Source organism: Neorhizobium galegae bv. orientalis str. HAMBI 540, from assembly GCF_000731315.1.
GTDB lineage: Bacteria > Pseudomonadota > Alphaproteobacteria > Rhizobiales > Rhizobiaceae > Neorhizobium > Neorhizobium galegae.
This window is the reverse complement of the sequence record NZ_HG938353.1, coordinates 4,354,408-4,381,328: the sequence shown is the minus strand read 5'-3', so window position 1 is coordinate 4,381,328 and position 26,921 is coordinate 4,354,408. Positions and strand designations below refer to the sequence as shown.

The 26,921-nt window shown below is 62.8% G+C and carries 25 protein-coding genes and 1 tRNA gene; 12 read left to right on the top strand and 14 right to left on the bottom strand.

Annotation, left to right across the window (positions count from 1 at the left end; translation table 11 throughout):
* Nucleotides 1–136: 136 nt before the first annotated feature.
* Both cmk and RG540_RS21050 read right to left on the bottom strand, forming a co-directional pair.
* Nucleotides 137–796 carry a (d)CMP kinase gene (gene cmk, locus RG540_RS21055; RefSeq protein ID WP_038592048.1) on the bottom strand — a complete coding sequence of 220 codons (660 nt, stop codon included), beginning with the start codon at nucleotides 794–796 and terminating at the stop codon, nucleotides 137–139.
* Complete coding sequence (locus tag RG540_RS21050) at nucleotides 793–1,434, bottom strand: FMN-binding negative transcriptional regulator (protein WP_038592045.1); 642 nt, start codon at nucleotides 1,432–1,434, stop codon at nucleotides 793–795. The genes cmk and RG540_RS21050 overlap by 4 nt, the downstream gene beginning before the upstream one ends.
* Nucleotides 1,435–1,683: 249 nt before the next feature.
* On the opposite strand from RG540_RS21050, the gene RG540_RS21045 reads away from it, so the two are divergent.
* The gene (locus RG540_RS21045; RefSeq protein ID WP_038592042.1) at nucleotides 1,684–2,073 is read left to right on the top strand and encodes a TIGR02300 family protein; all 390 of its coding nucleotides are present in this window, start codon (nucleotides 1,684–1,686) and stop codon (nucleotides 2,071–2,073) included.
* A gap of 168 nt (nucleotides 2,074–2,241) precedes the next feature.
* Nucleotides 2,242–2,317, top strand: a tRNA-Ala gene (locus RG540_RS21040).
* A 69-nt stretch (nucleotides 2,318–2,386) separates the two neighbouring features.
* Here the strand turns inward: RG540_RS21040 and RG540_RS21035 are convergent.
* From RG540_RS21035 to RG540_RS21025, 3 genes are all read right to left on the bottom strand, one after another.
* Entirely contained in the window at nucleotides 2,387–3,208 is an 822-nt protein-coding gene (locus RG540_RS21035) for a DMT family transporter (protein ID WP_244446700.1), read from the bottom strand.
* A gap of 77 nt (nucleotides 3,209–3,285) precedes the next feature.
* Nucleotides 3,286–5,688 carry a PIG-L family deacetylase gene (locus RG540_RS21030; RefSeq protein ID WP_038592036.1) on the bottom strand — a complete coding sequence of 801 codons (2,403 nt, stop codon included), beginning with the start codon at nucleotides 5,686–5,688 and terminating at the stop codon, nucleotides 3,286–3,288.
* An 18-nt stretch (nucleotides 5,689–5,706) separates the two neighbouring features.
* Nucleotides 5,707–6,933 (bottom strand): ROK family protein, encoded by a 1,227-nt coding sequence (locus RG540_RS21025; protein ID WP_038594408.1) that lies wholly within the window; start codon nucleotides 6,931–6,933, stop codon nucleotides 5,707–5,709.
* Between the two features lie 249 nt (nucleotides 6,934–7,182).
* On the opposite strand from RG540_RS21025, the gene RG540_RS21020 reads away from it, so the two are divergent.
* The 6 genes from RG540_RS21020 to RG540_RS20995 are packed head-to-tail and all read left to right on the top strand — an operon-like array spanning nucleotide 7,183 to nucleotide 13,722.
* The gene (locus tag RG540_RS21020; protein ID WP_080724997.1) at nucleotides 7,183–8,448 is read left to right on the top strand and encodes an extracellular solute-binding protein; all 1,266 of its coding nucleotides are present in this window, start codon (nucleotides 7,183–7,185) and stop codon (nucleotides 8,446–8,448) included.
* 15 nt (nucleotides 8,449–8,463) lie between these two features.
* Nucleotides 8,464–9,417 (top strand): carbohydrate ABC transporter permease, encoded by a 954-nt coding sequence (locus RG540_RS21015; protein ID WP_038547813.1) that lies wholly within the window; start codon nucleotides 8,464–8,466, stop codon nucleotides 9,415–9,417.
* Nucleotides 9,414–10,256 (top strand): carbohydrate ABC transporter permease, encoded by an 843-nt coding sequence (locus RG540_RS21010; RefSeq protein ID WP_038592030.1) that lies wholly within the window; start codon nucleotides 9,414–9,416, stop codon nucleotides 10,254–10,256. The genes RG540_RS21015 and RG540_RS21010 overlap by 4 nt, the downstream gene beginning before the upstream one ends.
* A gap of 15 nt (nucleotides 10,257–10,271) precedes the next feature.
* The gene (argH, locus tag RG540_RS21005) at nucleotides 10,272–11,786 is read left to right on the top strand and encodes an argininosuccinate lyase (RefSeq protein WP_038592027.1); all 1,515 of its coding nucleotides are present in this window, start codon (nucleotides 10,272–10,274) and stop codon (nucleotides 11,784–11,786) included.
* Nucleotides 11,786–12,826: an ABC transporter ATP-binding protein gene (locus RG540_RS21000; RefSeq protein WP_038592024.1), complete on the top strand. Its 1,041-nt coding sequence runs from the start codon at nucleotides 11,786–11,788 to the stop codon at nucleotides 12,824–12,826. Before argH ends, RG540_RS21000 begins: the two co-directional genes overlap by 1 nt.
* On the top strand, nucleotides 12,823–13,722 hold the full coding sequence (locus RG540_RS20995; protein WP_038592022.1) for a carbohydrate kinase family protein: 900 nt from the start codon (nucleotides 12,823–12,825) through the stop codon (nucleotides 13,720–13,722). The genes RG540_RS21000 and RG540_RS20995 overlap by 4 nt, the downstream gene beginning before the upstream one ends.
* 61 nt (nucleotides 13,723–13,783) lie before the next feature.
* On the opposite strand, the gene RG540_RS20990 is transcribed toward RG540_RS20995, so the two are convergent.
* The 6 genes from RG540_RS20990 to RG540_RS20965 form a co-directional block, all read right to left on the bottom strand.
* Complete coding sequence (locus tag RG540_RS20990; RefSeq protein WP_038592019.1) at nucleotides 13,784–14,785, bottom strand: ABC transporter ATP-binding protein; 1,002 nt, start codon at nucleotides 14,783–14,785, stop codon at nucleotides 13,784–13,786.
* A 26-nt stretch (nucleotides 14,786–14,811) separates the two neighbouring features.
* Nucleotides 14,812–15,825 carry a Gfo/Idh/MocA family protein gene (locus RG540_RS20985; RefSeq protein ID WP_244446699.1) on the bottom strand — a complete coding sequence of 338 codons (1,014 nt, stop codon included), beginning with the start codon at nucleotides 15,823–15,825 and terminating at the stop codon, nucleotides 14,812–14,814.
* A gap of 47 nt (nucleotides 15,826–15,872) precedes the next feature.
* Nucleotides 15,873–16,712 carry a carbohydrate ABC transporter permease gene (locus RG540_RS20980; protein WP_038592012.1) on the bottom strand — a complete coding sequence of 280 codons (840 nt, stop codon included), beginning with the start codon at nucleotides 16,710–16,712 and terminating at the stop codon, nucleotides 15,873–15,875.
* Nucleotides 16,713–16,726: 14 nt separating this feature from the next.
* Nucleotides 16,727–17,677: a carbohydrate ABC transporter permease gene (locus tag RG540_RS20975; protein ID WP_038594405.1), complete on the bottom strand. Its 951-nt coding sequence runs from the start codon at nucleotides 17,675–17,677 to the stop codon at nucleotides 16,727–16,729.
* Between the two features lie 207 nt (nucleotides 17,678–17,884).
* Entirely contained in the window at nucleotides 17,885–19,153 is a 1,269-nt protein-coding gene (locus RG540_RS20970) for an ABC transporter substrate-binding protein (protein WP_038592009.1), read from the bottom strand.
* 26 nt (nucleotides 19,154–19,179) lie between these two features.
* A complete protein-coding gene (locus RG540_RS20965) occupies nucleotides 19,180–20,094 on the bottom strand; it encodes an N-acetylmuramic acid 6-phosphate etherase (protein ID WP_038592005.1) in 915 nt (304 codons plus the stop codon).
* Between the two features lie 207 nt (nucleotides 20,095–20,301).
* Here RG540_RS20965 and RG540_RS20960 point away from each other — a divergent pair, with 207 nt between their 5' ends.
* The 4 genes from RG540_RS20960 to nagA are packed head-to-tail and all read left to right on the top strand — an operon-like array spanning nucleotide 20,302 to nucleotide 24,156.
* Nucleotides 20,302–21,189, top strand: coding sequence for an N-acetylglucosamine kinase (locus RG540_RS20960; protein WP_038592002.1), 888 nt, complete (start codon nucleotides 20,302–20,304; stop codon nucleotides 21,187–21,189).
* Entirely contained in the window at nucleotides 21,186–21,950 is a 765-nt protein-coding gene (locus RG540_RS20955; protein WP_038591998.1) for a GntR family transcriptional regulator, read from the top strand. Before RG540_RS20960 ends, RG540_RS20955 begins: the two co-directional genes overlap by 4 nt.
* Nucleotides 21,951–21,967: 17 nt before the next feature.
* Nucleotides 21,968–22,999, top strand: coding sequence for an SIS domain-containing protein (locus RG540_RS20950; protein ID WP_038591995.1), 1,032 nt, complete (start codon nucleotides 21,968–21,970; stop codon nucleotides 22,997–22,999).
* A complete protein-coding gene (gene nagA, locus RG540_RS20945; protein ID WP_038591991.1) occupies nucleotides 22,996–24,156 on the top strand; it encodes an N-acetylglucosamine-6-phosphate deacetylase in 1,161 nt (386 codons plus the stop codon). The genes RG540_RS20950 and nagA overlap by 4 nt, the downstream gene beginning before the upstream one ends.
* Nucleotides 24,157–24,159: 3 nt before the next feature.
* On the opposite strand, the gene RG540_RS20940 is transcribed toward nagA, so the two are convergent.
* From RG540_RS20940 to RG540_RS20930, 3 genes are all read right to left on the bottom strand, one after another.
* Nucleotides 24,160–25,572, bottom strand: a complete 1,413-nt coding sequence (locus tag RG540_RS20940; protein WP_051909552.1) for a sensor histidine kinase — start codon at nucleotides 25,570–25,572, stop codon at nucleotides 24,160–24,162.
* Complete coding sequence (locus RG540_RS20935; RefSeq protein WP_038591988.1) at nucleotides 25,569–26,246, bottom strand: response regulator transcription factor; 678 nt, start codon at nucleotides 26,244–26,246, stop codon at nucleotides 25,569–25,571. Before RG540_RS20935 ends, RG540_RS20940 begins: the two co-directional genes overlap by 4 nt.
* 74 nt (nucleotides 26,247–26,320) lie before the next feature.
* Nucleotides 26,321–26,830 (bottom strand): DUF1993 domain-containing protein, encoded by a 510-nt coding sequence (locus RG540_RS20930; RefSeq protein WP_038591985.1) that lies wholly within the window; start codon nucleotides 26,828–26,830, stop codon nucleotides 26,321–26,323.
* Nucleotides 26,831–26,921 lie beyond the last annotated feature (91 nt).

Here is a 26,921-nt window from a genome sequence, read left to right as displayed (position 1 = left end):
TCTCCTGAGGTACCCTATACGGGCCCATACAGCGCCGGTGGTTCGTGTTGCACATGCCCAAAAGTTCAGGTCCGCCTCCCTCATCGGCGTTATCCGGGGGAGGCAATCCGGCGCGGGGACCGAACTTCGGGCTATTCTATTTCGATTGTCTTTTCAGGGCGGCGTCGATGATGGTCTTCGCTGCCCGAAACGCGGCCTCTATACTCATTTCCGAGGTATCAAGCAAGTGCGCATCGTCGGCGGGCTTCAGGGGGCTGTCGGCCCGGCCGATGTCGCGCTCGTCGCGCTTCTTTACGTCAGAGAAGATGCCGTCGTAATCCGCCTCGCCGCCCTTGCCGACGATCTCGTCGTAACGGCGCCTTGCCCGCACATCCGCAGATGCGGTGACATAGAGCTTCACCGGGGCATCGGGGCAGACGACCGTGCCGATATCCCGGCCGTCGAGCACCGTTCCCGGCTGCCTCAGGGAGAAGGCACGCTGTGCCTCCACCAGAGCCCGGCGGACGGACGGCATGACCGCGATCTTCGAGGCCGCCTCGCCTATCGCGTGGGTGGACAATATATCGCGATCGAGGCCGGCCAGTTCAACCTCACGGGCCATCTTCCCGGCGACCTTCTCGTCGTCGAGCGGCAGGCCTGCATCGAGCAGCGCCTTGGCGGTAGCGCGATAGGTCAGCCCCGTATCCAGATGGTGAAATCCGTAGGCGTCGGCGATCTGGCGCGACAACGTGCCCTTGCCGGCGGCGGCGGGACCGTCGATGGCGATGACAATAGCAGGTTTGGACTTCAAACTCATGCCTCGCGGATGGCTCCATACTGGCGGACGAGATCCGCCATATCGCCCTGCCCGGGCATTTCATCAAGCCCCGCCGCAACACCTTCGCGGTCGCCGACGGGGCGGTTCTGGCTGACCTTCCACTTGCCTTCGATCTCGGCGATCTCGATTTCGATACCAACGATACCCTTCAATTGCGCGCGGATGAAATCGTCGGGTGCGTCAGTGACGGCCCAGGGCATGGCGCGTTGGCCTTCATGCTGTCTGGTGATGGCGTTGATCTGCGCAAGCAGCCAATCCGCGTCCTCGACAATGCGGGCCGAGCCTCTTGCCTGGACGATCGCATAGTTCCAAGTCGGCACGACCTTTCCGGTCTCGCGCTTGGTCTGGTACCAGGAGGGCGTGACGTAGGAATCCGCGCCCTGGAAAACGGCCAGAACCGACGCGCCATCGCGAATGTCCTTCCACTGGCCATTGGCACGGGCCAGATGCAGCTGAAGCGTCCCTTTGGCCGAGGCCTCGCCATCCAGATGGAAGGGCACCGGGTTGGCGAGCAAGCCGGAATTGCCGGATGTGACCAGGAGACCGAGTGGATGGGCACGGATCAGCGCGTGCTGCGTTCCGAGATCCTCTTCGCGAAAATGCGGCGGCTGGTACATGCTCTCAACCTCTTGTCGCTTCCGCCAGGAGAGGCGGCGGGGCGTGCTCGTTGCGGTAAAAATTTTCCCGTCGTCACTAACATAAAGCCTGCGATCGGTCACCGCTTTCGCTCTTATGAGGTCCATGAAAAGTTTGTCTTTGACATCAAAGAGCGCAGGCCTTATGGGGACCGGCTTAGATTTTCACCCTATAAGGCCGCTGTCCAAGCGGCGCGCCGAAATATTCGGCCATCTCATGAGGCTCTGACTGTGGCAAAAGCGGAACTCGGAACCAAGCGGACCGACCCCGATACCGGCAAGAAATTCTACGACCTGAACCGCGATCCGGTCGTTTCTCCCTATTCCGGCAAATCCTGGCCGCTGTCCTTCTTCGAGGAGCACAGCGCCGCCAAGAAGATGGAACAGGCCGAGGAAGAAGACGTCCAGGAAGTCGATACCGAAAATCCGGAAGTCGAACTCGTCTCGCTCGAAGAGGGCGACGAGGCTGCGGCCGGCGACGATATTCCCGATATCGGCGATGACGACGATGTCGATATCGGCGATGACGACGACGATACGTTCCTGGAAGCCGACGAAGACGAAGATGACGACGACATGTCGGGCATCATCGGCGTGACCGGCGACGACGACGAAGTCTGATCGATATCCAAGTTAAGGCCCGGCAATTCAATAAAAATTGCCGGGCGCACAAAATACGGCTTGCACTCTCCGTAAACCGGAAGTAATAAGCCGCCACTCCAACGGGACAGCGCTCAATAAGCGTCCTGCGGGAGTTCCCAGGACCGGAAAATACCGGACCACCCTGATGGGGCTATAGCTCAGCTGGGAGAGCGCTTGCATGGCATGCAAGAGGTCAGCGGTTCGATCCCGCTTAGCTCCACCAAACTTTCCTTCGAGACACATAAAGATCGACCGGTCGGGACGCCTGCTCGGCGTTTGCGCTATATCGCCATTAAAGTCGGGCGCGGCTGCGGCGGCGGTCGAGCCAGGCGGCGCCTTGCAGTGCGGCCAGGATGATCAGCACGCCGATCACCACCCTCACCTCAGGCACCTCGCCAAAGAAGACGTAGCCGGTGATGGTGACGAAGACGATCGAGAGGTAACCGACGGGCGCGAGCACGCTGGCATCGGCGATCCGATAGGCGCGCAGGAAACAATATTGTCCGAGCTGGGCGAGGAAGCCGATGCCGAGTAGCGGAATCCAGTCGAAGGGCATGACCGGCTTCCAGGTGAAAACGGCGGGCACGGCGGTGATGACGGCGAGGCCGACCGTATAGAAGACCATCATTACGGTGGTGTTCTCGTCCTTCAGCGCCCGCGTCTGGATGATCGCCAGCGACCCAAAGACGACCGAAACCAGCACAACGATCACCTCGATATCGAAGCTCGACGTGCCGGGCGCCATGACGATCAGCACGCCGATGAAGGCAAGACCGGCACCGAGCCAGCGAATGCGGCTCACTGTTTCGCCCAACATGGCGACCGCCATGGCCATGGTGATCAGCGGCCGGGAGAAGCCGACCGCATTGACCATGGCGAGCGGCAGCATGGTGATGGCGAGGAAATTGCTGGTCAGCGCTACCGCATTGCAGGAAATGCGAAAGATATTCCGCCACGGATGTTTGACCCGGCGCATTTCGGCGCGGTGCCGCCAGATCAGCGGCAGGATGAACAGGAGCCCGATCATCGCCCGGATGAAGACGAGCTGGAAGGCTGGATAGGTCGCCCCTTGCGCCTTCACCAGCGCGGTCATGCCGCCGGAGACCAGCGTCATGTCGAGAAGCAGCCAGCCGATGCCGGTGCGGGCGTTCGAAGCCCGCTCTCGATCCGTTTCGGGGACTGCTTCCGTGCTCACGCCGGCTGTACGAGGTTCGCCATCAGCCGGAAGGCGCCGGGCACCAGCTTGTCGAGCTGGTGATGCAGCACGAGGCTGGTATGGGTGTGTCGGCCCTTGCCGATGGCAGCGGAGATCAGCGCGCCCTTGAGCGGCTGTTCGTTGGCGTCGTGCATGGCGAGCAACGGCTCGTAGGCGTCATCCCAGCGGGAGACGAAATAGAGGCCGCGCTCCTTGTCCCATCCCTGCCAGTCTTCCGGGCCGATGGCGTTCGGTCCCTTGAGCAGCAGGTGATCAGGCGCCAGCACGGTGACTTCCGCCCTCGGATCGGTGACCCGCCAGCGCAGCGACGGCGAGCCGATCTCGATGCGGCGGACCGGGGTCTCGTTCGGGTCCCAACCATCCGTCGGGCGGTGGTACAGGGTCACGAGGTGGCCGCCCTCTTCGACGAAACGGTGCAGGCGCTCGGTCGCAGCGGCAAGGTCCTTGCGGATGCCGAAGGCGAAGATGCCGACGACGATCGTGGTGAAGCGCGACAGATCGCCAGAGAGTGCCTGTGCGTCGAGTTCGGTGACGTCGAGGCCCATGCGGGCAAGCCACAGGCCGACGCGATCGGCACCACCGCCCACGTAACCGATCCGCGCGCCCTCGGGCAACTTGAGGTCAACCGACAGGATTTTCAGCGTAGCGGGCGCGCGAAAACTCGTGCGGCCGATATGCCGGTAAGCGATCGGCGTGACCTGGAAGGCCGGGTGGCCGTCGACCTGCGGTTCGAGTTCGACGAGGCCGGGTTTGGCCGCATCGGTCGGGGAGGCGATCCAGCCACCATCGGTCTTCTTCATCACCCAGCCGGCAGGCGTCTTGAAGGAGACCGGCGCATTGACGCCGGAGACATTGGCCTTGATCGGCCATTCCGTCTGCTTGGTGCCGAGCGGCACGAGCAACGCATCCGGCAGCAGGGTCAGCGACAGGGCGGGCGTCACCGCAAACGGTTCTTCGAAATCGAACGTGCCGGAGACCGTACGGCCGCCGATCTCGGCCGAGATTTTTACATGCGCATGGCCATTGCCTCCGAGTGCAGACCAGCCGGGCAGGTATAGGCCGGAAAGCGGTGCGTCGGATGCTGCGGTCAACGAGAATACGCGATCGTGGCCTAGCGACTGGACGGAGGACGATACGCCCGCCGGCAGAACCGGGGCGACATCGACCTTGTGGTTCGAAGCGCCTTCGCCAAGCTCGACGGTGAGCGCCGCCGCACCTCCTGGAGAAATGACGGAGGGATCGGCATAGGCGCGTTCGAAGATTGCCGCGGCATCGAGGATGGCAGCATCGATTTCCGTCTGCTTGCGGGCGATGCGGTGGCCCTGCAGGGTCGCAAACTCTTCCGGTGCGGAGGAGGCTACGATGTCCAGCCAGCCGGCGGCCTCGGTCAGCGCCCTGATGATCGCATCGCGATCCGGGAAGGCCGCGCAGGCCACGGCAATGGCGGCGTCTGCGGAGCGCAGGGCTTCCGCCACGTTGGCGGGCAGGCCGGCGAAACCGGCAAGGACGGTCAGCGATGCCGGCAGGTCCTCGAGCACCGACTGCTCGGATTTCGAGCGCGTAGCGGAGAGCTTCAGGTGCAGCTGCCAGTCCTTTTCCGGACGTTTCGGCCAGTGACCCATGCCCTGGGAGGCATGGTAATACCGTGACCATTCGCCGATCCGGTCATAGTCCGCGCCGGTGGCCGGATCGCGGCCCTTGGCCAGAACCGTGACGGTCGTATCCGGCGGCGGCACTTCGTCGTCATAGGTATCGCCGCCGCCTGACCAGGCCGGCAGGTAATATTTGGCGACCTTCCAGGGCTTCAGGCCTTCGGTGAAATGTTCCGGATAGGCATTGGGGTCGGCCGCGAGCGTAATCGCCGTTTCGGCGGCGCGGGTCATGGCACGGTGATGGCCGTGCTGGCCGGGCACGTCGAGGAAGGTCGGGATGACGATGTCCGGGCGTTCCATGCGGTAGGCGCGCGCCAGCCGCTCGATGGTGCGGGCCTGGCCCCAGCGGGTGAAGGTCGCATCACCATCCTTGGAGAAGCCGAAATCGTGGACCGGGTCTGTGGGGCCGTGGCCGAGCCAGGAGACATCGCTGTCGATCGCCCGGGCGGCCTCTTCCAGCTCGCGGGAGCGGATGACGCCGAGCGGGCCGAGCCGTTCGGGACCGAGCGCATTCTGGCCGCCCTCGCCGCGCGTCGAGCAGGCGATGATGACACGCATGCCGAGGCCAAGGCGGAACCAGGCGAGCATGCCGTTCTGCTCGTCGTCGGGATGGGCGCCGGTGTTCATCATCGTGACCGTCGACTTCAGCCGCGAAAGCTTGCGATGAAGCCGGACGAGCGAGGGATCGGCCATCTGCCGTTCGATGCGTTCGCGGGCGGTCAGCATGAAAAAATCTCCAATCGGTCAGGCGGAAATATCGGTAGGCACCGCAAGCGAGGTCTCCAGCTTGGGCGTCACCATGTCGAAAAGCGGAAGGGCAGCGGCGCCGAGCGCTGCGGTCAATTGCCCCGTCTGGCCGCGCAGCACGCGGGGCAGATCACGCTGCCTGCGGCTGGCGACCGAGGTCGGCAGGTTGCCCATGCGGGCAACGATGTCCTCGATGATGGCATCCGGCAGCGCACCGCCGAGGATGACCGTCTGTGGATCGAGGATGTTTTCGAGCATGGCGACCATCGGGCCGAGATAGGTCGCCGCCTCGTCGATCCACTCCTCGACCACCGGGTGGCGGTCGGCGTGGAGCTTTTCGAGATCGGAAAACTCGGTGTCGGAAATACCGACGCAGCTCAGCTTTTCCTTCAGCACATAGGCGGAAACATAACCTTCCAGGCAGCCGAGCTGGCCGCAGGAGGGGCAGGGCCTGCCCTTCGGCACCACGGTGACATGGCCGATTTCGCCGGCATTGCCGAAGGCGCCGCGATAGGGGGCGCCGTCCTGGATGATGCCTAGGCCAATACCGACGCCGAAATAGATCATGCAGAAATTGGAGATCGCCAGGCCCGCGCCGAACAGCCGCTCGCCGACGGCCGCCGCCGTCGCGTCGTTTTCGACGATCACCGCATGGCCGCAGGCTTCACTGAGCGCCTGGGCGGCGTCGAGCCCTGCCCAACCCGGCAGCGTCGTCGGGCCGACCGAGGTCATGCCGTCGATCTCGAAAGGACCGGGCATGACGACGCCGGTGCCGAGCAGCTTTGCGCCGACCAGTTCCATGACCGCGGCAAGCTCGGCTGCGAAAGCGGGGAGAATGTGCTCCGGAGTGGTATCTTTCAGTGGCGTGATGCGCTTTGCCCGGAGCCCGCCGGACAGATCGAGCGCCACCGTCACCATATGGTCGGCGGCGATCTCGACGCCGATGGTGGCGCCACCTTCGGGATTGACGGCGAACTGGATCGGCGGCTGGCCGCGGCCGGATTTCAGCCGGCCCATTTCCATCAGCAGCCCCTCGCCCGCCAGTTCGTCGACGATATTGGCGACGGCCTGGGCCGTCAGCTGGGTGAGCTTGGCGATATGGGCGCGACCGAGCGAACCGTGGCGGCGCACCACATCCAGCACGACGCGGCGGTTGTGTTCGCGGCTGCGTTCGGGGTTCTTGCCGATGGCCACCGGGTGTGTGCCGATCGTGTGTATGGTCATTTCGCCCACCTTCGGTTGGCAGAATTCATAACGCCGGGAAGCGGCATGCCGCAATAGAATAATTCAAGTAAATTATCTTATTGACAAACGACCTCACTCAGGAAACCGTAAGGGTAGGGCTGGGGCATAGCGCCGCAGCACGTCAAAGGGAGGCTCGCCTCCCGAAAACCAATAAACGCGTCGGGCTGCAGGTCGCATCCGAATGCAGGGAACAATCAGACCCCAAGACCGGAGCACCCGGCGGGGCAAATGGAGGCTCACATGCGCAAGGCTACTTTGTTCGCCGGTCTCGTCGCCGGTTTCAGCACATTCGCATTCAATGCCGCGCAGGCGGTGGAAATCGAATACTGGCAGTATGTCTTCGACACGCGTGTGAAGGCGATGGACCAGCTCATCACCGAGTTCCAGAAGGCCAATCCGGGCATCACGGTCAAGCAGGTCACCTTCCCCTATGCCGACTACCAGACGCGTGTGATCGCCGCCAACATGGCCGGCAATGGTCCCGACGTCATGCAGCTGTTCTACGGCTGGCTCGACAAGTTCGTCGCCGGCGGCCTCCTCGCCCCGCTGCCGAAGGATGCCTTCCCGCATGCCAAGATCGAAAGCGACTTCTTCCCGATCGTCAAGGCGATGAAGCGTGGCGACGACTATTACGGCCTGCCGACCGCCGTGCGCTCGCTCGCCCTGTTCTACAACAAGAAGCTCTTCACCGAGGCCGGCCTCGACCCGAACAACCCGCCGAAGACGCTCGACGAATATGTCGCCGCAGCCCAGAAGATCGCCAAGCGCGACGCTTCCGGCAACCTCATCGTCGAAGGTTCGACGCTCGACATGGGCGGCCAGGACCACCAGTGGTGGCGTGAAGTGCTGATCCGCCAGTTCGGCGGCGTGCCCTATACCGACAACGACCAGAAGGTCGCCTATAACAGCGAAGCCGGCATCAAGGCTTTGAAGTTCTACACCAGCCTGCAGCTCGAAAAGAAGATCGGCGCGGCCGGCTTCATGGACGAAGGCCAGGCGGCGTTCCGCGGCGGCAAGGCCGGCATGACCATCGACGGCACCTTCCGCCTCGGCGCCTTCAAGAGCATCAAGGACTTCGAATGGGGCGTGACCGAACTGCCGGCCAATGCGCAAGGCGTGCGCTCCAACTATGCCAGCTATTTCGCCAACGGCATCAGCGCCAAGGCGAAGGGCGAAGAGCTCGAAGCGTCCAAGAAGTTCCTGGCCTACATCACCTCTCCGGCCGCCATGGACATCTGGCTGAAGACTGTCGGCGAACTGCCGGCGCTCCGCTCCGCAGCGCTGACGGAAGCCAACCTCAAGGACCCGATCTACGCACCGTTCCTGAAGGGTCTGGAATACGCTCACACCACGCTGTTCATGGATGAGCAGGGCCAGCGCCAGAACGCCATCGACATGGCAAACCGCGTGCTGCTGCAGGGTCAGTCGGTCGAGGACTCGATCAAACAGGCGGCCGCGGCCGAGCAGGAAATCATCGACTCGGCCAAGCCGTAAGATACGGAGCCGGTCATGGCAGCGATTGAACAGCAGGGGGCGGCGTCCGGCCGCCCCGGCGGATCCCCAGGGACATCCTTTGGCGACCGCTTTTCCATGCGAACGCGGCGCCTCGTCTGGGTCTGGAGTTTCCTTGCCCTGCCGATCCTCTTCTACGCAATCATCCGCTTTTATCCGACGTTCCAGGCCTTCTACCTGTCGTTTACCAACTGGGACCTGCTGCGGCCGGCGAAATTCATCGGGTTCGCCAACTATATCAAGCTCTTCAAGGACCCGCAGTTCTGGAAGGTATTCAAGAACACGTTCACCTACCTGATCATCGGCACGCCGATCAGTCTCGTCACCGCGTTTACGATCGCCTTCTTTCTCGACCGTGTCCGTTTCATGCACAGTTTCATCCGGGCGCTGTATTTCCTGCCGTTCCTGACGACGGCTGCGGCGATGGCCTGGGTATGGCGCTGGTTCTACCAGCCGCCGCCGATCGGCGTCATCAACGACGTGTTCAGCATGCTCGGCATTCCGCAGCAGCCGTTCATCCGCTCGACCGACCAGGCACTGTTTTCGATCATGGTGACGGCGATCTGGGCCGGCCTCGGCTTCCAGATCATCATCTTCATGGCTGGACTGCGCGCCATTCCAGGCACGTTCTACGAAGCGGCCCGCATCGACGGTCTTGGCGAATGGGCAATCCTGCGCAAGATCACGCTGCCGCTCCTGAAGCCCACCACCGTCTTCCTCGTGGTGTTCTCGTCGATCGGCTTCCTGCGTATCTTCGACCAAGTCTACAACATGACTACCAACGATCCCGGCGGGCCGCTCGGATCGACCAAGCCGCTGGTTCTGATGATCTACCAGACCGCCTTCAACTCCTACGCGATGGGCTACGCGGCGGCGCAGACGGTGGTGCTGTTCACCATCCTGCTGATCGTATCGCTGCTGCAGCTCTGGATCCTGAGGGAAAAGAAATGAGCGAAGCCACTCGCCTCAGCCACGGTAGGATCCGGCCCGGCCTGATCGTCACCTGGACCGTGCTGTTCATCGGCGGCCTGATCATGGTCTCGCCGATCGCCTTCATGTTCTCGACGTCCCTGAAGACGGCCGACCAGATCTATGACCTGCGCCTCATCCCGGCCGCGCCGACGCTGGCAAACTATATCTCAGTGCTCGCCGACGGGCGGTTCATGCGCTGGTTCTTCAATTCGACGCTGATCGCCGTCCTCGTCACCCTGTCGAACTGCTTCTTCGACAGCCTCGTCGGTTATACGCTCGCAAAGTTCGAGTTTCGCGGGCGCTATTTCATCTTCATCGCGATCCTCTCGACGCTGATGATCCCGACCGAGATGCTGGTCATCCCGTGGTACCTGATGTCGAGCCAGCTCGGCTGGCTGGACAGCTACTGGGGCATCATGTTCCCCGGCATGATGACGGCCTTCGGCACCTTCCTGATGAAGCAGTTCTTCGAAACCGTGCCGAACGACTTCATCGAGGCGGCGCGCGTCGACGGGCTCAACGAATTCCAGATCTGGTGGAAAGTGGCGCTGCCCTTGGTGACGCCTGCGCTTTCGGCGCTTGCGATCTTCACCTTCCTCGGCAACTGGACGGCGTTCTTCTGGCCGCTGATCGTCACCACCAGCAAGGAACTCTACACGCTGCCGGTCGGGCTTTCGAGCTTCGCGGTCGAGCAGTCCATCCAGTGGGAAATGATCATGACGGGGGCTGCGATCGCCACCCTTCCCACCCTTCTCGTCTTCCTCGTTCTGCAGCGCTACATCGTCCGCGGTGTGATGCTGGCGGGCCTAAAGGGATAATGCAAGGATAAAGCCATGGCGGACATCAACCCGCGCCTTTCCGACACCAGCAAGTTCCCCGATCCGGTCTACAAGGAAACCGTGCTCAGGCCGCTCTTCGACGGCGCCAAGAGCCATCATGTGGACGGTTTCCGCCGGATCGACCGGGCGCATCTCGTGATGCTGGTCGAGACCGGTATCCTCGACAAGGAAATCGCGTCCAAGATCGCCGGCGCATTGGAGGCGATCGACACGGAAATCGATCCGTCCCAGCTCGTCTATACCGGCGAGGTGGAGGACTTCTTCTTCCTGATCGAAAAGGAGCTGAAGGCCCGCATCGGCGTCGATATCGCCGGGCGCCTGCACACCGCCCGTTCGCGCAATGACATTGACCACACGCTCTTCAAGCTCGGGCTGAAGGACAAGATCGATGCGCTGATGGGCAAGGCTAGGCTGCTGCTTGCCGCGATGGTCGATGCCGCGGAGCGCAACAAGACGACCCTGATCGTCGCCTATACGCATGGCCAGCCGGCCCAGCCGACGACGTTCGGCCACTACCTGTCGGCCGCGATCGAAATTCTGATCCGCGATATCGAGCGGTTTGCCGAAGCCCGCAAGATCGTTGATCTTTCACCCATGGGGGCGGCGGCAATCACGACGTCCGGTTTTCCGATCGACCGCGCCCGCGTGGCCCACCTCCTCGGCTTCTCGGCACCGCTTCGCAATTCCTACAGCTGCATCGCCTCGGTCGACTACACGACCTCGACCTATTCGGCGATCGAGCTGATGTTCCTGCATCTCGGCCGCCTCATCCAGGACTTCCAGTTCTGGACGAGCTTCGAAGTCGGGCAGATCTACGTGCCGAACGCGCTGGTGCAGATCTCCTCGATCATGCCGCAGAAGCGCAATCCGGTGCCGATCGAGCATCTGCGCCATCTCGCCAGCCAGACGATGGGCCGCGCCCGCACCGTTCTCGACGTGATGCACAACACACCCTTCACCGACATGAACGACAGCGAGGGCGAAACGCAGGGCATGGGCTACGAGGCCTTCGCCTCCGCCTCCCGGGTGCTCGACCTGCTCGCCGCCCTCATCAGCCAGATCAGCATCGATCCGGAGCGCGTCGACCAGAATATTCGCCGGTCCTGCATCACCATTACCGAACTTGCCGACTCGTTGGTGCGCATCGAAGGGCTTTCGTTCCGCGAGGCCCATGAGATTGCCGCAGCGACGGCAAGGAGCGTCGTCGCGTCCAAGGGCGATCTACCCAATGACGGCTACGATCCCTTCCTCAAGGCCTTCGAGCATTCGGCCGGCCGCAGGCCTTCCGTCGATCTCCAAAAATTCAAGGAGATCGTTTCGCCCGAACATTTCGTCGCCGTGCGCGCCCGTTTTGGCGGTCCCGCGCCTGAGCCGATGCAGGCCGCAATCGCTGCCTATCGCGACAAGCTGGCCGCCTTCGAAGCCGAAGCCAAGAAGGCTGCGGACCATGAGGCGAAGGCAGCAGCCGAACTGAACCAGAAATTCACCGCCCTGACGGGAGCCCGCTGATGGCGACGATCGAACTTGAAAAACTGGTGAAGCGTTACGGCAAGGTCGAAGCCGTCAAGGGCATCGACCTCCAGATCGCCGATGGCGAATTCGTCGTTTTCGTCGGCCCTTCCGGCTGCGGCAAATCGACGACGCTCCGGATGATCGCAGGCCTTGAAGAAATCTCTGGCGGCACGCTGAGGATCGGCTCGGAAGTGGTCAACGAGCGCGAGCCGAAGCAGCGCAACATCGCCATGGTGTTCCAGAACTATGCGATCTATCCGCATATGACCGTGCGCCAGAATATCGGCTTCGGCCTTTATACCTCGAAGCTCAGCAAGGCCGAGAAGGACAAGCGGATCGAGGAGGCGGGCAAGATTCTCGGCCTCGGCGCCCTGCTTGACCGCCGCCCGGCCGCCCTTTCCGGCGGCCAGCGCCAGCGCGTCGCGATCGGCCGCGCCATGGTGCGCGATCCCTCCGCCTTCCTGTTCGACGAGCCCCTTTCCAACCTCGACGCCCAACTTCGTGCGCAGATGCGCATCGAAATCAAGCGGCTGCATCAAAAGCTGAAGACCACGACCGTCTACGTCACCCACGACCAGATCGAGGCGATGACGATGGCCGATCGTATCGTGGTGATGAAGGACGGCGTGATCCTGCAGGTCGGCACGCCTTCGGAACTCTATGACAGCCCGGTCGACGTGTTCACCGCCCGCTTCATCGGCAGCCCGTCGATGAACCTCGTGCGCGGCCGTCGCACCGCTTCGGGTGCGGTAATGGCGCCTGTCGGCGATATCCTGATCGGCGTGCGCCCGCATGACCTGATTGCCCACGCGACAGTTACCGGCGGCAGCGGCTTCACGGTGACCGGAACGGTCTCGGCCGTCGAGCCGTTGGGGCCGGAAACGCTGGTGCATCTGGACGTTGCCGATACATCGATGATCGCCACCGTGCGCGAAAAATTCGTGCCGACCGTCGGAAGCACGCTTACCTGCGAAGCCGCTCCAGGCGACCTCTACCTCTTCGATGCCAGCACAGAGAGATTTCTGGGCCGTTCATGATGACGCATGCAGAGAAAAGATCCGCGGTGCTCAGCATCGGGCGGATCTATTGCGACCTGATTTTCACGGGCCTCGGCCACCTGCCGGTGCTCGGGCGTGAGATCTATGCCAGCGGCATGGAGATCGCAGCCGGCGGCGGTGCCTTCATCGCGGCCGCCCATCTTGCCCATGCGGGCCGCAAGGTGGCGCTTGCCGCTCGGCTTGGCACGGATTCGCTGTCGACGGGCGTCGAGGAGCAGATCCGCGACAGCGGCGTCGACCTGCGTTTTATCGAACACGCGGACGATGCCGGACCGCAGGTGACGGTCGCGGCCGTCGTCGGCCAGGACCGCGCCTTCCTCACCCGCCGCGCCGGACCTGCCCTGCCCGCCACGCTCGACGCCGCGCTCGACTGGGACGAAGCCCGCCACCTGCACATTGCCGAATATGCGACGCTGCACGAGATCCCGGACCTCGTTTCCCGCGCCAAGGAAAAGGGCCTGACCGTTTCGCTCGATCCGAGCTGGGATGCGACACTGATCTATGACCGCGGTCTGCTGCAGGCCTGCGAGGGCGTCGATCTCTTCCTGCCCAATCTCGAAGAGGCGGAAGCAATTACCGGTTCGGCCGATCCTGAAGCCGCGCTCGCCAAGCTGTCGCCGGCCTTTCCGCTGGTCCTCCTGAAGGGCGGCGCGAAGGGCGCTTGGGCGATGTCGAACGGCCGGATGCTGCATGCGCCGGCGGAGACCGTGCCGGTGATCGACACGACCGGCGCCGGCGACGCCTTTAATGCCGGCTTTATCGATGCCTGGCTGAACGAGGCATCGGAAGATGCCTGCCTCAAGGCAGGCATCCGGTTCGGCAGCCGCGCCGTCCAGGCGGCCGGCGGCGCCAAGTTGCTCGCGAGCGGCGATTAAGGCAATTCCAGGAAAAGTGCGGAGCGGTTTACCGTCCGGAATTGCTAATGAATGGACCCCGTCAGACGATCGCCCGGTCGTTCGCGTCGAACCGGTGCAGGCTCGCCCTGTCCGGCGTCGCGAACACCACGTCGTCGGGCGCATAGGCATGTTCGCCGAACAGGCGGACAGTCAGAAGGCCGGTCGCTTCGGTTTCCAGATAGACGATCGTGTCGGCACCGAGATGTTCGACATGGATGACCTTGCCCTTCCAGTCACCGCTTTCGCGTGACAGGGCGATGTGTTCAGGGCGAACGCCAATCGTCTTGGCGCCGGTTTGGCCGAGCTTTTCGGCGGGGATAAAATTCATCTGCGGCGAGCCGATGAATCCGGCGACGAAGACATTGGCCGGCTTGTTATAGAGTTCCATCGGCGAGCCGACCTGCTCGATTGCACCGGCATTCAGCACGACGATCTTGTCGGCCAGCGTCATCGCTTCGACCTGGTCGTGGGTGACGTAGATCATCGTCGCCTTGAGCCGCCGGTGCAGGCCGGCGATTTCTAGGCGGGTCTGGACGCGCAAAGCCGCATCGAGGTTCGACAGCGGCTCGTCGAACAGGAAGAGTTTCGGTTCGCGCACGATGGCGCGGCCGATCGCGACGCGCTGGCGCTGGCCGCCGGAAAGCTCTGCCGGGCGGCGGGCGAGATAGGGATCGAGCGACAGCATGCCGGACGCCTTGGCGACGCGGGTGTCGATCTCTGCCTTTTCGGTGCCGGCCTGCTTGAGGCCAAGGCCCATATTGTCCTTGACCGTCAGGTGCGGATAAAGCGCGTAGGATTGGAAGACCATGGCGATGCCGCGCTTGGCAGGCGGTGTGTTGATGACTTCCGCGCCATCGATCCTGACGCTGCCGCTGGTCGCATCCTCAAGACCGGCGATGACCCTGAGCAGCGTGGACTTGCCGCAGCCGGAGGGACCGACGAAGATCACGAACTCGCCGTCCTGGACCTCGAGATCGATGCCCTTCAGCACCTCGTGAGGACCGAAGGCCTTGCGGATGGATTTCAGTTGAAGCGAACCCAAGGGCGTTTTCCTTACAAACCGGACGTTTAGAGGCGGACGGGTGCGCCGGTGCGCACGCTTTCGTCCGCCGCAAGGCAGATGCGCAGCGACTGGACGGCGTCGTCCATGTGCCGGGTGAGATCGATATCTTCGCGGATGGCTTTCAGCACATAGGCCTGTTCGAGATCGCAGAGTTTCTGGTGATCCGGCTCGCCGGTCATGGCGAGGTCTTCGTCGCGCCGCACGAACTGGCCGTCGGCGCCGGTCTCGGCCGAATGGACGCGGATGACTGAGGTCTTGGTGTGGGTGTCGATATCGTCGGACTTCGCCTTGGCGTCGACGAGAATAGACACCGAACCCTTCGGCGACATCACGTCCTTCACGAAGAAGGCCATTTCCGACATCATCGGCCCCCAGCCGGCCTCGTACCAGCCGACCGAACCGTCCTCGAACAGAACCTGCATATGGCCGTAATTGTACATGTCCGGCGCGACCTCGTCGGTCATCCGCAGGCCCATGCCACGCACTTCGACGGCCTTCGCATCGGTGATCTGGCACCAGACATCGACGTAGTGCACGCCGCAATCGACGATCGGCGAGGTGGTCTGCATCAGCGCCTTGTGGACGTCCCATTTGGCGCCCGAGGACTGCTGGTTGAGGTTCATGCGGAAGACATATGGCGGCCCAAGCTTTCGCGCTTCTTCGATCAGCCGCATCCAGGAAGGGTGGTGGCGGAGGATATAGCCGACCACGAGTTTGCGGCCGTGCTTTCTGGCGGCCGCCACGACGCGTTCGGCATCGGCGACGGTGGTCGCCAGCGGCTTTTCGACAAAGACATCGCAGCCAACCTCGAAAGCCATGACCGCATAGTCCGCATGGGTATCCGAATAGGTGTTGATCGAGCAGAGGTCCGGCTTCGTCTCGCGCAGTGCCTGTTCGAAATCGGAAAACATCGGATAGGTTTCGAGCCCGGCCGGCAGGTCGCGCCTCGAACGGTTGACGAGGCCGACGATCTCGAAACCCGGGTTATCGTGATAAGCGAGCGCATGGCTCCTGCCCATGTTGCCGAGGCCGGCGACGAGGACACGGACGGGGTGGGTGGACGATGTCACTTGACGGCTCCGGAGGTGATGCCGCGGATCAGCTGCCGCGAGAAGATGACGTAAAGAACCATGACCGGCAGGATCGCCAGCGACAGGGCCGAGAGCACGGCGTTCCAGTTGGTGACGAACTGGCCGATGAACATCTGGGCGCCCAGCGTCACCGTCTTGGTAGACTCGCCGGGCGCGAGAATCAGCGGGAACCAGAGGTCGTTCCAGATCGGGATCATGGTGAAGACCGCGACCGTCGCCATGGCGGGGCGCACCAGCGGCAGGACGAGGCGGAAGAAAATCGCGTATTCCGAAAGCCCGTCGATACGGCCGGCGCTCTTCAGGTCATCCGAAACGGTGCGCATGAATTCCGACAGGATGAAGATCGCGAGCGGCAACCCTTGAGCCGTGTAGACCAGGATCAGCGAGGTTAGCGTATTGACGAGGCCTGCCGCCACCATGCCCTGCAGGATCGCCACCGTGCCGAGGCGGATCGGGATCATGATGCCGAGCGCCAGATACAGACCCAGCAGCGTATTGCCGCGAAACCGGTATTCGGACAGCGCGAAGGCGGCCATGGCGCCGAACAGCAGGACGAGCGCGATCGAGGCGACGGTAACGATCAGGCTGTTCTGGAAATAACCGACGAAATCGCCCTGTTGCAGCACCGTCTGGTAACCGATCAGGCTGAATGTCGAGGGCGACGGCAGGGCCATCGGCGCGCTGAAGATCGCGCTGCGGCTCTTGAACGAATTGACCAGCGTCAGGAACACCGGAAACAGCGCGACCAGCGTATAGGCGATCAGCGCCAGGTGGATGAAGGCGGCACGGACGGGTGCGGAGCGGGCTTTCGACATGTGTTTCGCTCCCTTCAGAACTGGTATCGGCGCATGCGCCGCTGGATGACGAAAAGATAGAGAGCGACACCGGCGAGGATGATCAGGAACATCACCGCGGCGATGGTGGCGCCCATCGACCGGTCGCCCATCTGGTTCTGGAAACCGAAGAAGGTGCGATATAGCAGCGTGCCGAGAATGTCGGTCGAGCCGTTGGGGCCGGCGAGCGCGCCCTGCACCGTGTAGACAAGGTCGAAGGCGTTGAAATTGCCGACGAAGGTCAGCACCGAGACGATGCCGATCGAGGGCAGGATGAGCGGCAGCTTGATCTTCCAGAACTGGCTCCAGCCGGTAATGCCGTCGCATTCGGCGGCTTCCAGCACCTCTTCAGGAATGTTGAGCAGCGCCGCATAGATCAGCATCATCGGGATGCCGACATATTGCCAGACGGAGATCAGCGAGACGGCGATCAGCGCGGTTTCGGCCTTGCCGAGCCAGGGCGCGAAGGCCCATTTCAGCCCGACCAGATCCATCAGGCTCGGGGCGATGCCCCAGATCGGCGAGAGGATGAGCTTCCAGATGAAGCCTACGATGACGAAGGAAAGCAGCGTCGGCACGAAGATCGCCGAGCGGTAGAAGGCGGCGAACCGCAGGCCCGGCAGCGACAGCATGGCGGCAATCGCGATGCCGACCGGGTTCTGCACCAGCATATGGATGATGAAGAAGATGACGTTGTTGCGCAGCGCGTTCCAGAAATCGGCGGAAAGACGCGGATCGCCGAACAGCACCTTGAAATTGCTGAGGCCGACGAAGGCGAGCTGGCCCTCGACGATGTTGAAAAGCGACAGACGCAACGTCTCGATCAGCGGCAGGATCATCACCGCCGTATAGACGAGGAAAGCCGGCGCCAGGAAAACGGCGATGTGCCAGCGGGTGGGGCGCTTCACCGGAACCGTTTCGATATCGGTAATTTCGGTATCGCTCATGGTTTTGGGTTCCGGGCTCATTGTATGGGAATGATGCTCCCTCGCGGGAGGTCTTGCTTAGGCAAAAAAGACCCCTCCCCAACCCCTCCCCACAAGGGGGAGGGACTAACCTGCCTCACCGTTTCGGCAAGGACGATCCGGCTCCGCGAGTTTCTCCCCCTTGTGGGGAGATGGCCGGCAGGCCAGAGAGGGTCTTTTGAGACTGCCTTACTTCGCCGGCTTGTACCAGCTGTCGAGACCCTTCTGGGTTTCGGCGGCGGCCTGTTCCGGGGTCTGGGTGCCGTTGATCACGTTGGCCGAGACACGCCACATTTCTAGGTCGAGGTTCGGCTGGCCGCGGCCGACGACGGCAGCGCTCGGGCGGATCGTCTGCTTGCAGTTCTGGCGCCAGGAGACGAACTCCTGGGCAAGCGCGTCCTGCATCTTCACCGGCGTCGAGTTCAGGCTGAAGAAGCCTGGTGCTGCGTTGGCATAGAGATCGGCAAATTCCGGCGAAGCGACCCAGGAAAGGAATTTCTTGGCGGCTTCGAGGTTCTTGCCCTTGGCGTTGAGGCCGATGCCGATGTCGTTATGGTCGGAAATGTAGCAGGTATCGCCTGCCTTCTTTACCGGCGGCGGGAAGGCGCCCATCTCGAAATCGGCCTGCGCCTTGAACGGAGCGATTTCCCAGGAACCGGCCGGATAGATGGCGGCGCGTCCGAGCGTGAAGAGGTTCTGGCTGTCCGGATAGGTCTGGGCTTCGAAACCGTCGCCGAGATAGGGCTTCCACTTGGCGAGCGCCTTGTAGGGCTCGACCCAGTCGGCGTCGGTCAGCTTTTCCTTGCCTGCGATCAGTGCCTTGCGGCCGTCCTCGCCCTTCCAGTAGTTCGGGCCGATGTTGTAATAGCCCATGGTCGCCGCTTCCCACTGGTCCTTGGTGCCCATGGCGAGCGGGATGTATTTGCCGTCCTTCTTGAATTTTTCGAGGACCGCGAAGAACTCGTCCTCGGTCTTCGGGATCTGGACGCCCACATCCGCAAAGGCCTTCTTGTTGTAGATGAAGCCGTGGATGACGGAAGCCATCGGCACGCAGAACGTGGTCTTGCCGTCGTCGGTGCTCCAGGCGGACTTGCCGACGTCGGAGAAGTTGGAAATGCCCGGCAGGTCGTTCAGCGAGGCAAGTTGGCCCTTCTGGAACATGGCGAGCGACAGGTCGAACGGACGGCAGGTGATGAGATCGCCAGCGGTGCCGGCGTCGAGCTTGGCGTTGACGGCCGAATTATATTCGGTCGGCGCCATCGGGGCGAAGGTTACCTTGATGCCCGGGTTCTTGGCTTCGAAGGCCGGGATGATCTTCTTCTGCCAGATCGGCAGGTCGTCATTGCGCCAGCTCTCGATGGTGAGCGTGGCGGTCTGCGCGGAGGCTCCGGTGGCGGCAAGGCCCGCCGGTGCGAGTACGGTCGTGGCAAAAAGAATGCTTTTCAATATGCGTGTCATGATGTTCTCCCTTTTATATGCGCCTTTCAGGCGCGTTTCATGGAACTCTTGGACGCCTGCAATTCGGCAAGCGCTACGCGCAGCACATCGCCCGAACGGGCAAGCAAAGTCTTTGCGGCTTCCACATCGGCCGCGCCGGCTGCGAGCAGGACCGCGACCTTGACAGAACCTTCGGCCACCTCGACCCAGGCACGAGCCTCGTCGAAACCGATGCCGGCGATATCGGCCACCATGCGGGCGGCGCGGATGCGCAGCTTGCCGTTATCGGCGCGCAGATTGACCATATGGCCGTCATGCACATGGCCGAGTTTGACGGCGGCAAGCGTCGACAGCATGTTGAAGGCGATCTTCTGGGCCGTCGCAGCACCCATGCGGGTGGAGCCGGCGACGACTTCCGGTGGCGTTTCGAGCAGGATCGCCGCATCGGCGCCCTCGAACAGCTTTGCGCCGGCATTGTTGGCGATGGCCACGAGTTTTGCGCCGCGGCGTTTCGCGGTTTCGGCCACCGCCACCGTATAGGGGGTCGAACCACTTGCGGAAACACAAATGACGCAATCGGCCGCCTCAATGATATCGGCATCACGCTCGCCGAGCGACGCGTCGTCTTCGGGACCGCCGGGTAGGTCAGCTATGTTGGGAACACCGCCGGCAAACAGGATGGCGATCCGTTCAGGCGGGATGCCGTAGGTGCCGGGCAGTTCCATGGCATCGGCCATCGCCACAAGGCCTGCGCTGCCGGCCCCGGCATAGACCATCTTGCCGCCGGACTTGAGAGCGGCAGCGACGAGGTCTGCGGCCTTGGCGATTGCGGGATTGGCATGGTCGACGGCCTTGGCTGCCGCCTGCTGGCCGGATGCGAGGAGCACAAGGATTTCGGCGGACGAGAGCGTATCGAGCCCTTCCGCTTTCCCATGTCTCGCTTCGGTGGCAGTTCTGCTCATCCGGCTTCTCCCTCTAACCAAAATGATGCCAAAAAAATACCAATTGTCCAGAAGGAAAATTAACTTTTATGAACGGATCGATAATTTCTGCGAAATATAGGGGAAATATGGCAATATTTTCAAATATATGAAACCAACTGCTTGGGATTTTTGAAATCACGCTTGGTTATTGGTACTTTTTTGGTATTATTTGCCCCGGAGGTACCCATGGCGGACTATTTTATCGGAATCGATGGCGGCGGAACAAGTTGCCGTGCGGCCCTGGCCGACAAAAACGGCAGGATTCTCGGCCGCGGCAAGAGCGGCGCCTCCAATATCCTGACTGACCCCGATACCGCCCTGAAACATATCGTCGAAGCGTCCAGCCTTGCTTTTGCGGAAGCGAGGATCGAACCGGATCTCTCCACCACGTCCGCCGTCCTCGGCCTTGCCGGCAACAATGTCGGCGATGCGGTGAGTTATGTGCAGGCACGGCTGCCTTTCAGGCAGTCGGACATCGTTTCCGACGGCGTGATCGCGCTTCAGGGCGCGATCGGCGACGAGGATGGCGCGATCGGCATCGTCGGCACCGGGACGGTCTATATCGCCCGGCACCAAGGCCGGCTTCACTCAGTCGCCGGTTGGGGTTTCCAGGTGAGCGATCTCGGCAGCGGCGCACGGCTCGGCCAGCTCGCACTGCAGGAAAGCCTGCTCGCCTATGACAATATCCATCCGATGACAGGCTTGTCGAAGGCCATCCTCGCCGAGTTCGACAACAATCCAGAAAAGATCGTCGATTTTGCGCGACTGGCGAAACCCGGAGATTTCGGGCGTCATACGCCTAAAGTGTTCGATTTCGCGCGGCAGGGCGACGCGGCAGCGATCCGCATCCTCAAGACCGGGGCAGCCGGCATCGACGAGGCGCTCGATGCTGTAAACGGGATCACCGGGACGAAAGGCCGGCTCTGCCTGCTCGGCGGTCTTGCCCCGCTCTATCCCGAATATCTGGCCGAACGGCATCGCGCCCGACTGTCCGAACCGCTTGCCGATGCGCTGACCGGTGCAGTGGCGCTTGCCGTCAAGACCTATGGCGCACAGGCGGAGCTTCGCGCATGAACCAGACGCTCGCCGCCATCCTGCCGCTCGACGGCCTGCAATCGGCCGGCACCGGGCCGCTTTACCGAAAGCTGCGCCAGAGCCTCGAAGATGCGATCCGCACCGGCAAGCTCGGCCATGGCGACGCCCTGCCCGCCGAGCGCGATCTTGCCGACTACGCCCAGGTCAGCCGCGTCACCGTGCGCAAGGCCGTCGACGATCTCGTCAAGGACGGGTTGCTGACCCGCAAGCACGGCTCCGGCACTTTCGTGGTCAAGCCGATGTCGCGCGTCGAGCAGCCGCTGACCCGGCTCACCTCGTTTACCGAGGACATGGCACGGCGTGGGCTGGTGACGCGATCCGAATGGCTGGAGCGCGGGCTTTTCCACCCATCGCCTGAAGAGATGATGATGCTTGGCCTTGCGCCAGGAGAAAAGGTCGCGCGGCTCGGGCGCCTGCGCCTTGGCAACGACATGCCGCTTGCGATCGAACGCGCCAGCATTTCGGCCAATTTCCTGCCCGATCCTTCGGCGGTGACCAATTCGCTCTATGCGGAACTTGGAAAAAAGGATGCCCGGCCGGTGCGCGCCATACAGCGGATATCGGCCTGCAATATGAAGAACCCGGATGCCGGGCTGCTGGCCGTGCCGGTCGGTTCCGCCGGGCTTTCGATCGAGCGGGTTTCCTATCTGGCGTCCGGCCGGGTGGTGGAGCTCACCCGCTCGCTCTATCGCGGCGATGCCTATGATTTCGTGGCCGAGCTCTCGCTCGGCGAAAACTGACCTTCGAGGACGATGTTATGCTGACCAATATGACGAACATGCGCAAAGAGATCGACGAGATTCCGGAAGCGGTGGCCCGCCTGCTCGACGGTTCTGCGGCCGAGCTTGCCGCTGCCGGCCGCGCGCTGCGCGAAAAGGACCCGGCCTTCCTGATCACCATTGCACGCGGTTCGTCCGACCATGCGGCGACCTTCATCAAATATGCGGTCGAACTCACCGCCGGCCGGCCGGTCGCCTCGCTCGGGCCATCGCTTGCCTCGATCTACGGCGCCGAGCTGAAGCTCGACGGCGGTGCGGCGATCGCCATTTCACAATCCGGCAAGAGCCCGGATATCGTCGCGATGGCGGAAGCCGCGACCAGGGCCGGCGCCGTCACTATTGCGCTCACCAACACCCTGCCTTCGCCGATCGCCAGCGCTTCGGCCTATGCCATCAACATCAATGCCGGGCCGGAACTCGCCGTTGCCGCGACCAAGTCGTTCGTCAACTCGATCGTCGCAGGCCTTGCGTTGCTGTCGGAATGGGTTGGTGACGAGGCGCTCAAGACGGCCATCCGCGACCTGCCGGGGCATTTCGAAAAGGCGGTCAAGCTCGACTGGAGCGATCTGGCTAACGAACTCGGCGATGCGGAATCCCTCTACATGCTCGGCCGCGGCCCGGCTCTGGCGATCGCCAGCGAGGCGGCGCTGAAGTTCAAGGAAACCTCCAATATGCATGCCGAAGCCTATTCGGCGGCCGAAGTACTGCACGGCCCCGTGGCGCTGGTCGAAAAGCGTTTTCCGGTCGTCACCTTCGCGGCGCGCGATGCCGCGGAAGCTTCAGCGATCGAGATCGCCGACAGCCTGGCGGCCAAGGGCGCGCTCGCGTTTGCGACCTCCGACAAGGTCAAGGACGCCCGCAGGCTGCCCTTCGTTGCAACCGGTCATCCGATCACCGACGCGCTGACGCTGATCCTGCCCTTCTACGGCTTCGTCGAAGCGTGGTCGCGTGCCAAGGGCTTCAATCCGGATGCGCCTGTCGCACTCAAGAAGGTGACCGAGACGCTATGAGCACGCGAAAGGCCATTACTGGCGCCCGCATTTTCGACGGTACCTTCTGGCATGAGGATGCCGCGCTCATCTTTGCGGACGGTAGGATCGAGGCGATCCAATCCATCGCCAAACTGCCGGAAGGCATCGAGCGGATCGATGCCGGAGGCGGGCTGATCGTGCCCGGCTTCATCGACCTGCAGGTGAACGGCGGCGGCGGCGTGCTGCTGAACGAGGAGCCGACGCTGGCGGGTCTTCGGCAGATCTGTGCCGCGCATGCCAAGTTCGGCACGACGGCGCTCCTACCGACGCTGATCACCGACACCTACGAGATCACGTCCAGGACGGTCGAGGCCGGCAAACAAGCGAAGGCCGAGGGCGTGCCGGGCTTTCTCGGCCTGCACCTTGAAGGTCCGCATCTTTCGGTCGCGCGCAAGGGTGCGCATGACCCGAAATTGATCCGGCCGATGGAGGAGAAGGACATCGCGCTGATGCTCTCCTGCAAAGGCGTGTTCGATACGATGATGATCACCATCGCGCCGGAAAACGTGACGGTGGAGCAGGCGGCACGGCTGGCGCAGGCCGGCTTCATGGTGAGCCTCGGCCATACCGACACGACCTACGAGACCGCCAGGGCCTATGCCGAGGCCGGTGCTCGCACCGTTACCCATCTGTTCAACGCCATGAGCCCGCTCGGCCACCGCCAGCCGGGCGTCGTCGGCGCGGCACTCGATATCGGCTCGCTCTATGTCGGGATTATCGCCGACGGCATCCATGTGCATCCGGCCGCGATGGGCGTCGCGCTGCGGGCCAAGAACGGACCCGGCAAGATCTTCATCGTCACCGACGCGATGTCGACCATCGGCACCGACATGAAGAGCTTTACGCTGAATGGCCGCGAGATCCTGCGCCAGGACGGGCGCCTGACGCTCGCCGACGGCACACTGGCCGGAGCCGATATCGACATGATCTCATCGGTCCGGTTTGCGCACAAGGCGCTCGACCTGCCGGTCGGGGAGGCATTCCGCATGGCATCCACCTATCCGGCGGAAGCGGCCTACCTTGCCGACCGCAAGGGGGCGCTGAAGCCCGGCTTCGACGCGGATTTTGTGTTGTTGACTGATGACCTCGGCATGAAGAGCACCTGGATCAGCGGCGTGAAGGTGCATCAGGAATAGAACTTAGCCGGCTACAGGAAACCGTATCGCGACTTTCAAACCCCTGCCCTTGCGGCCGTCTGCGAGAGTCATCTCCGCCCCGTGCAGGCGGGCGATCTCCTCGACTATCGGCAGGCCGAGGCCGGTGCCCAGCTTATCGGAGCGGTCGCCGCGATCAAAGCGCTTGAGCACCGAGGCTCGTTTCTCCGGCGGTATGCCCGGGCCGTCGTCTTCCACTTCGAGAACCACAATGCCGTTTTCCGGCGTGACACGGACGGTCACCTCGGCACCGTTTCCGGCATAGAGCAGCGCATTGCCGATCAGGTTCTTCATCAGTTCGCCGATCAGCAGCGGCTCGGCAGAGATCATGATTTCCCCCTCCCCCTCGAAACCGAGATCGATACCGGCATCGGCGCCAAGCGGCACATTGTCGGCCGTCGCCCCGCGCGCCAACGCGGTCAGGTCGACGCGTTGCATCGAAGCCGATCGCGTGGCCGCATCGATCTTCGCCATCAGGAGAAGCTGGGCAATAATGCGCTCGGCATCCGCGACTGCCTCGTCCGCCTTGCGGGCAGCCTCCTTCACTTCGCCAAGTTCGGTGGCGCGGTCGGCGAGCGCCAGCTGGGTGCGGATGATGGCGAGCGGCGTGCGCAGCTGATGACTGGCATTGCCGGTGAAATGACGTAATGCCTCAAGCGCGCTTTCCAGCCGCACCATGAAGGAATTGACCGTGTCGACAAGTCCCTGCACCTCGTTCGGCACCCGCTCGCTGATCGGGTGAAGGTCGTCCGGGCTGCGTTCGGCGATCGCCTCGCTGAACCGGTAGAGCGGCCGGAGCGACAGCGTCACCGCCACCCAGACGATGATCGCAGCACCGACGATCATGAACAGCAGGCGCAGCGCCGAGCGGATCAGGATCGTCTGGGTCAGTTGCTGGCGGGCGATGGTGGTTTCCGCAACTGTCACTGTAAAGGGCACGGAATTGATGCCGGTCGAGGCGGAGCGGGCAAGGGCGGCCACGCGGATCGGCTCGCCGCGAAACATGGCATTCTCGAAGGCGGCCGCCTGACCTTCCCGGCGCGGGATCGACGGCAGCGTCTGGTAGCCGGTGATGAATTTTCCGGGCGGCCCGTCGACGCGGTAGAAGACGCGGTCTTGAGCCGCCGAGGTCAGCATTTCCAGAGCCACATAGGGAATGTCGACTTCCAGCGTGCCGTCTTCGGCAACGATCACCCGCTCGGCGATCGCCAGTGCGGAACCGGCGAGCACCCGGTCAGACACCTCGTTCGCCGTATCGATCGCTTCGTCCCAGGTGTCGGCCATGGCGATCGTGCCGATCACTGCCGTCGAGACGAGAAGCCAGGCGAGCAGCCGGCGGCGCAGGGAATAGGCGGCGATCGGCGGGACGGGTTGGGCGCCGTGGGAGACGGATGTCATGCGGTCGGCGCCGTGGTTTCGAGATAATACCCGATGCCGCGAGCTGTCTTCACCGTGAGCCCGTGCGGGGCGAGACGCCGGCGCAGGCGGCTCACATACTGCTCGATGGCGTTGGCGGAAAGGTCGTCGTCGAAGCCGGTCAGCGATGCCATGATCGCGTCCTTGGAGACCACCTTGCCGGCGCGCAGGAAGAGCAGTTCCAGAAGCGCCACCTCCCGTGCGGGGAGGTCGAGGGTCACACCCTGGCTCGAAAAGGTTCGTGAATTCAGGTCGAAGGTGACGCCGCCATAGTTGACGATCGAGCTTCGGAGGCCGGCCTGGCGGCGCAGCAGCACGCGGATGCGCGCCTCGAACTCGGAAATGTCGAAGGGCTTGATCATGTAATCGTCGGCGCCGAGATCGAGCCCCTTCACCCGCTCCTCGGGCGTGCCGCGGGCGGTCAGGATCATCACGGCGGCCTTGTTCGCCCGGGCCCGCATGGCGCGCAACACGTCGAGCCCGTCCATTTCCGGCAGGTTCAGGTCGAGAATGACGAGATCATAGGCTTCGGCGGCAGCGACTGCTTCCGCCGAAGCGCCGTCGGCAACCGCATCGACGGCATAGCCGCTGCCGCGCAGGATCGTCGACAGCCCCTCGGCCAGCGCCTGATTGTCCTCGACCAGAAGAATACGCACGAAATCTCCCCGCTTCCGCAGATGATTATAAACGCGGAAGCGACGATGTCACGGATGATGGTTGGTTCCGGGCGTTACTGCGAACGGCCGATATAATCCATCTTGCCGATCGGGACGCCCTTGTGACGCAGGATCGCGTAGGCCGTGGTGACGTGGAAATAGAAGTTCGGCAGCGCGAAGCCGAGAACATAGCTCTTGCCGGTGAACTTCGTTTCGCCGCTGCGGGTCTTGACGATCACCTCGGCATCCTCGCGATTGACCATGGTGGCCGAATTGACGCTGTTGAGGAAGGCCACGGTCTTTTCGATCCGGGCATGCAGGTCGGCGAAAGTAACTTCTTCGTCGGCCATCGGGATATTCTCGATCTGCCCGACGCGGACCGGCACGAATTTCGCGGTGTCGCTGGCGCGCTGGATCTGGGAGATCAGCGGGTACATGTCATCGACCAATCGGGTCTCCAGCAGTTCCTTGTGGGCGATGCCCTTTTCATCGGCGAAAGCTTCGCCCTTTTTCAGGATTTCCGTGAGGTTGCCGAAAGCGCGGATGAAGACCGGCACTGTGACATCGTAGAGCGTAAGCGACATGGGGCGAGACCTTTGGTTGCTGACAGGACACCGGGACTTCCGGCGCGAAAAGACCGCCCACAGGTAATGACATGACATCGGAAAACAAGCT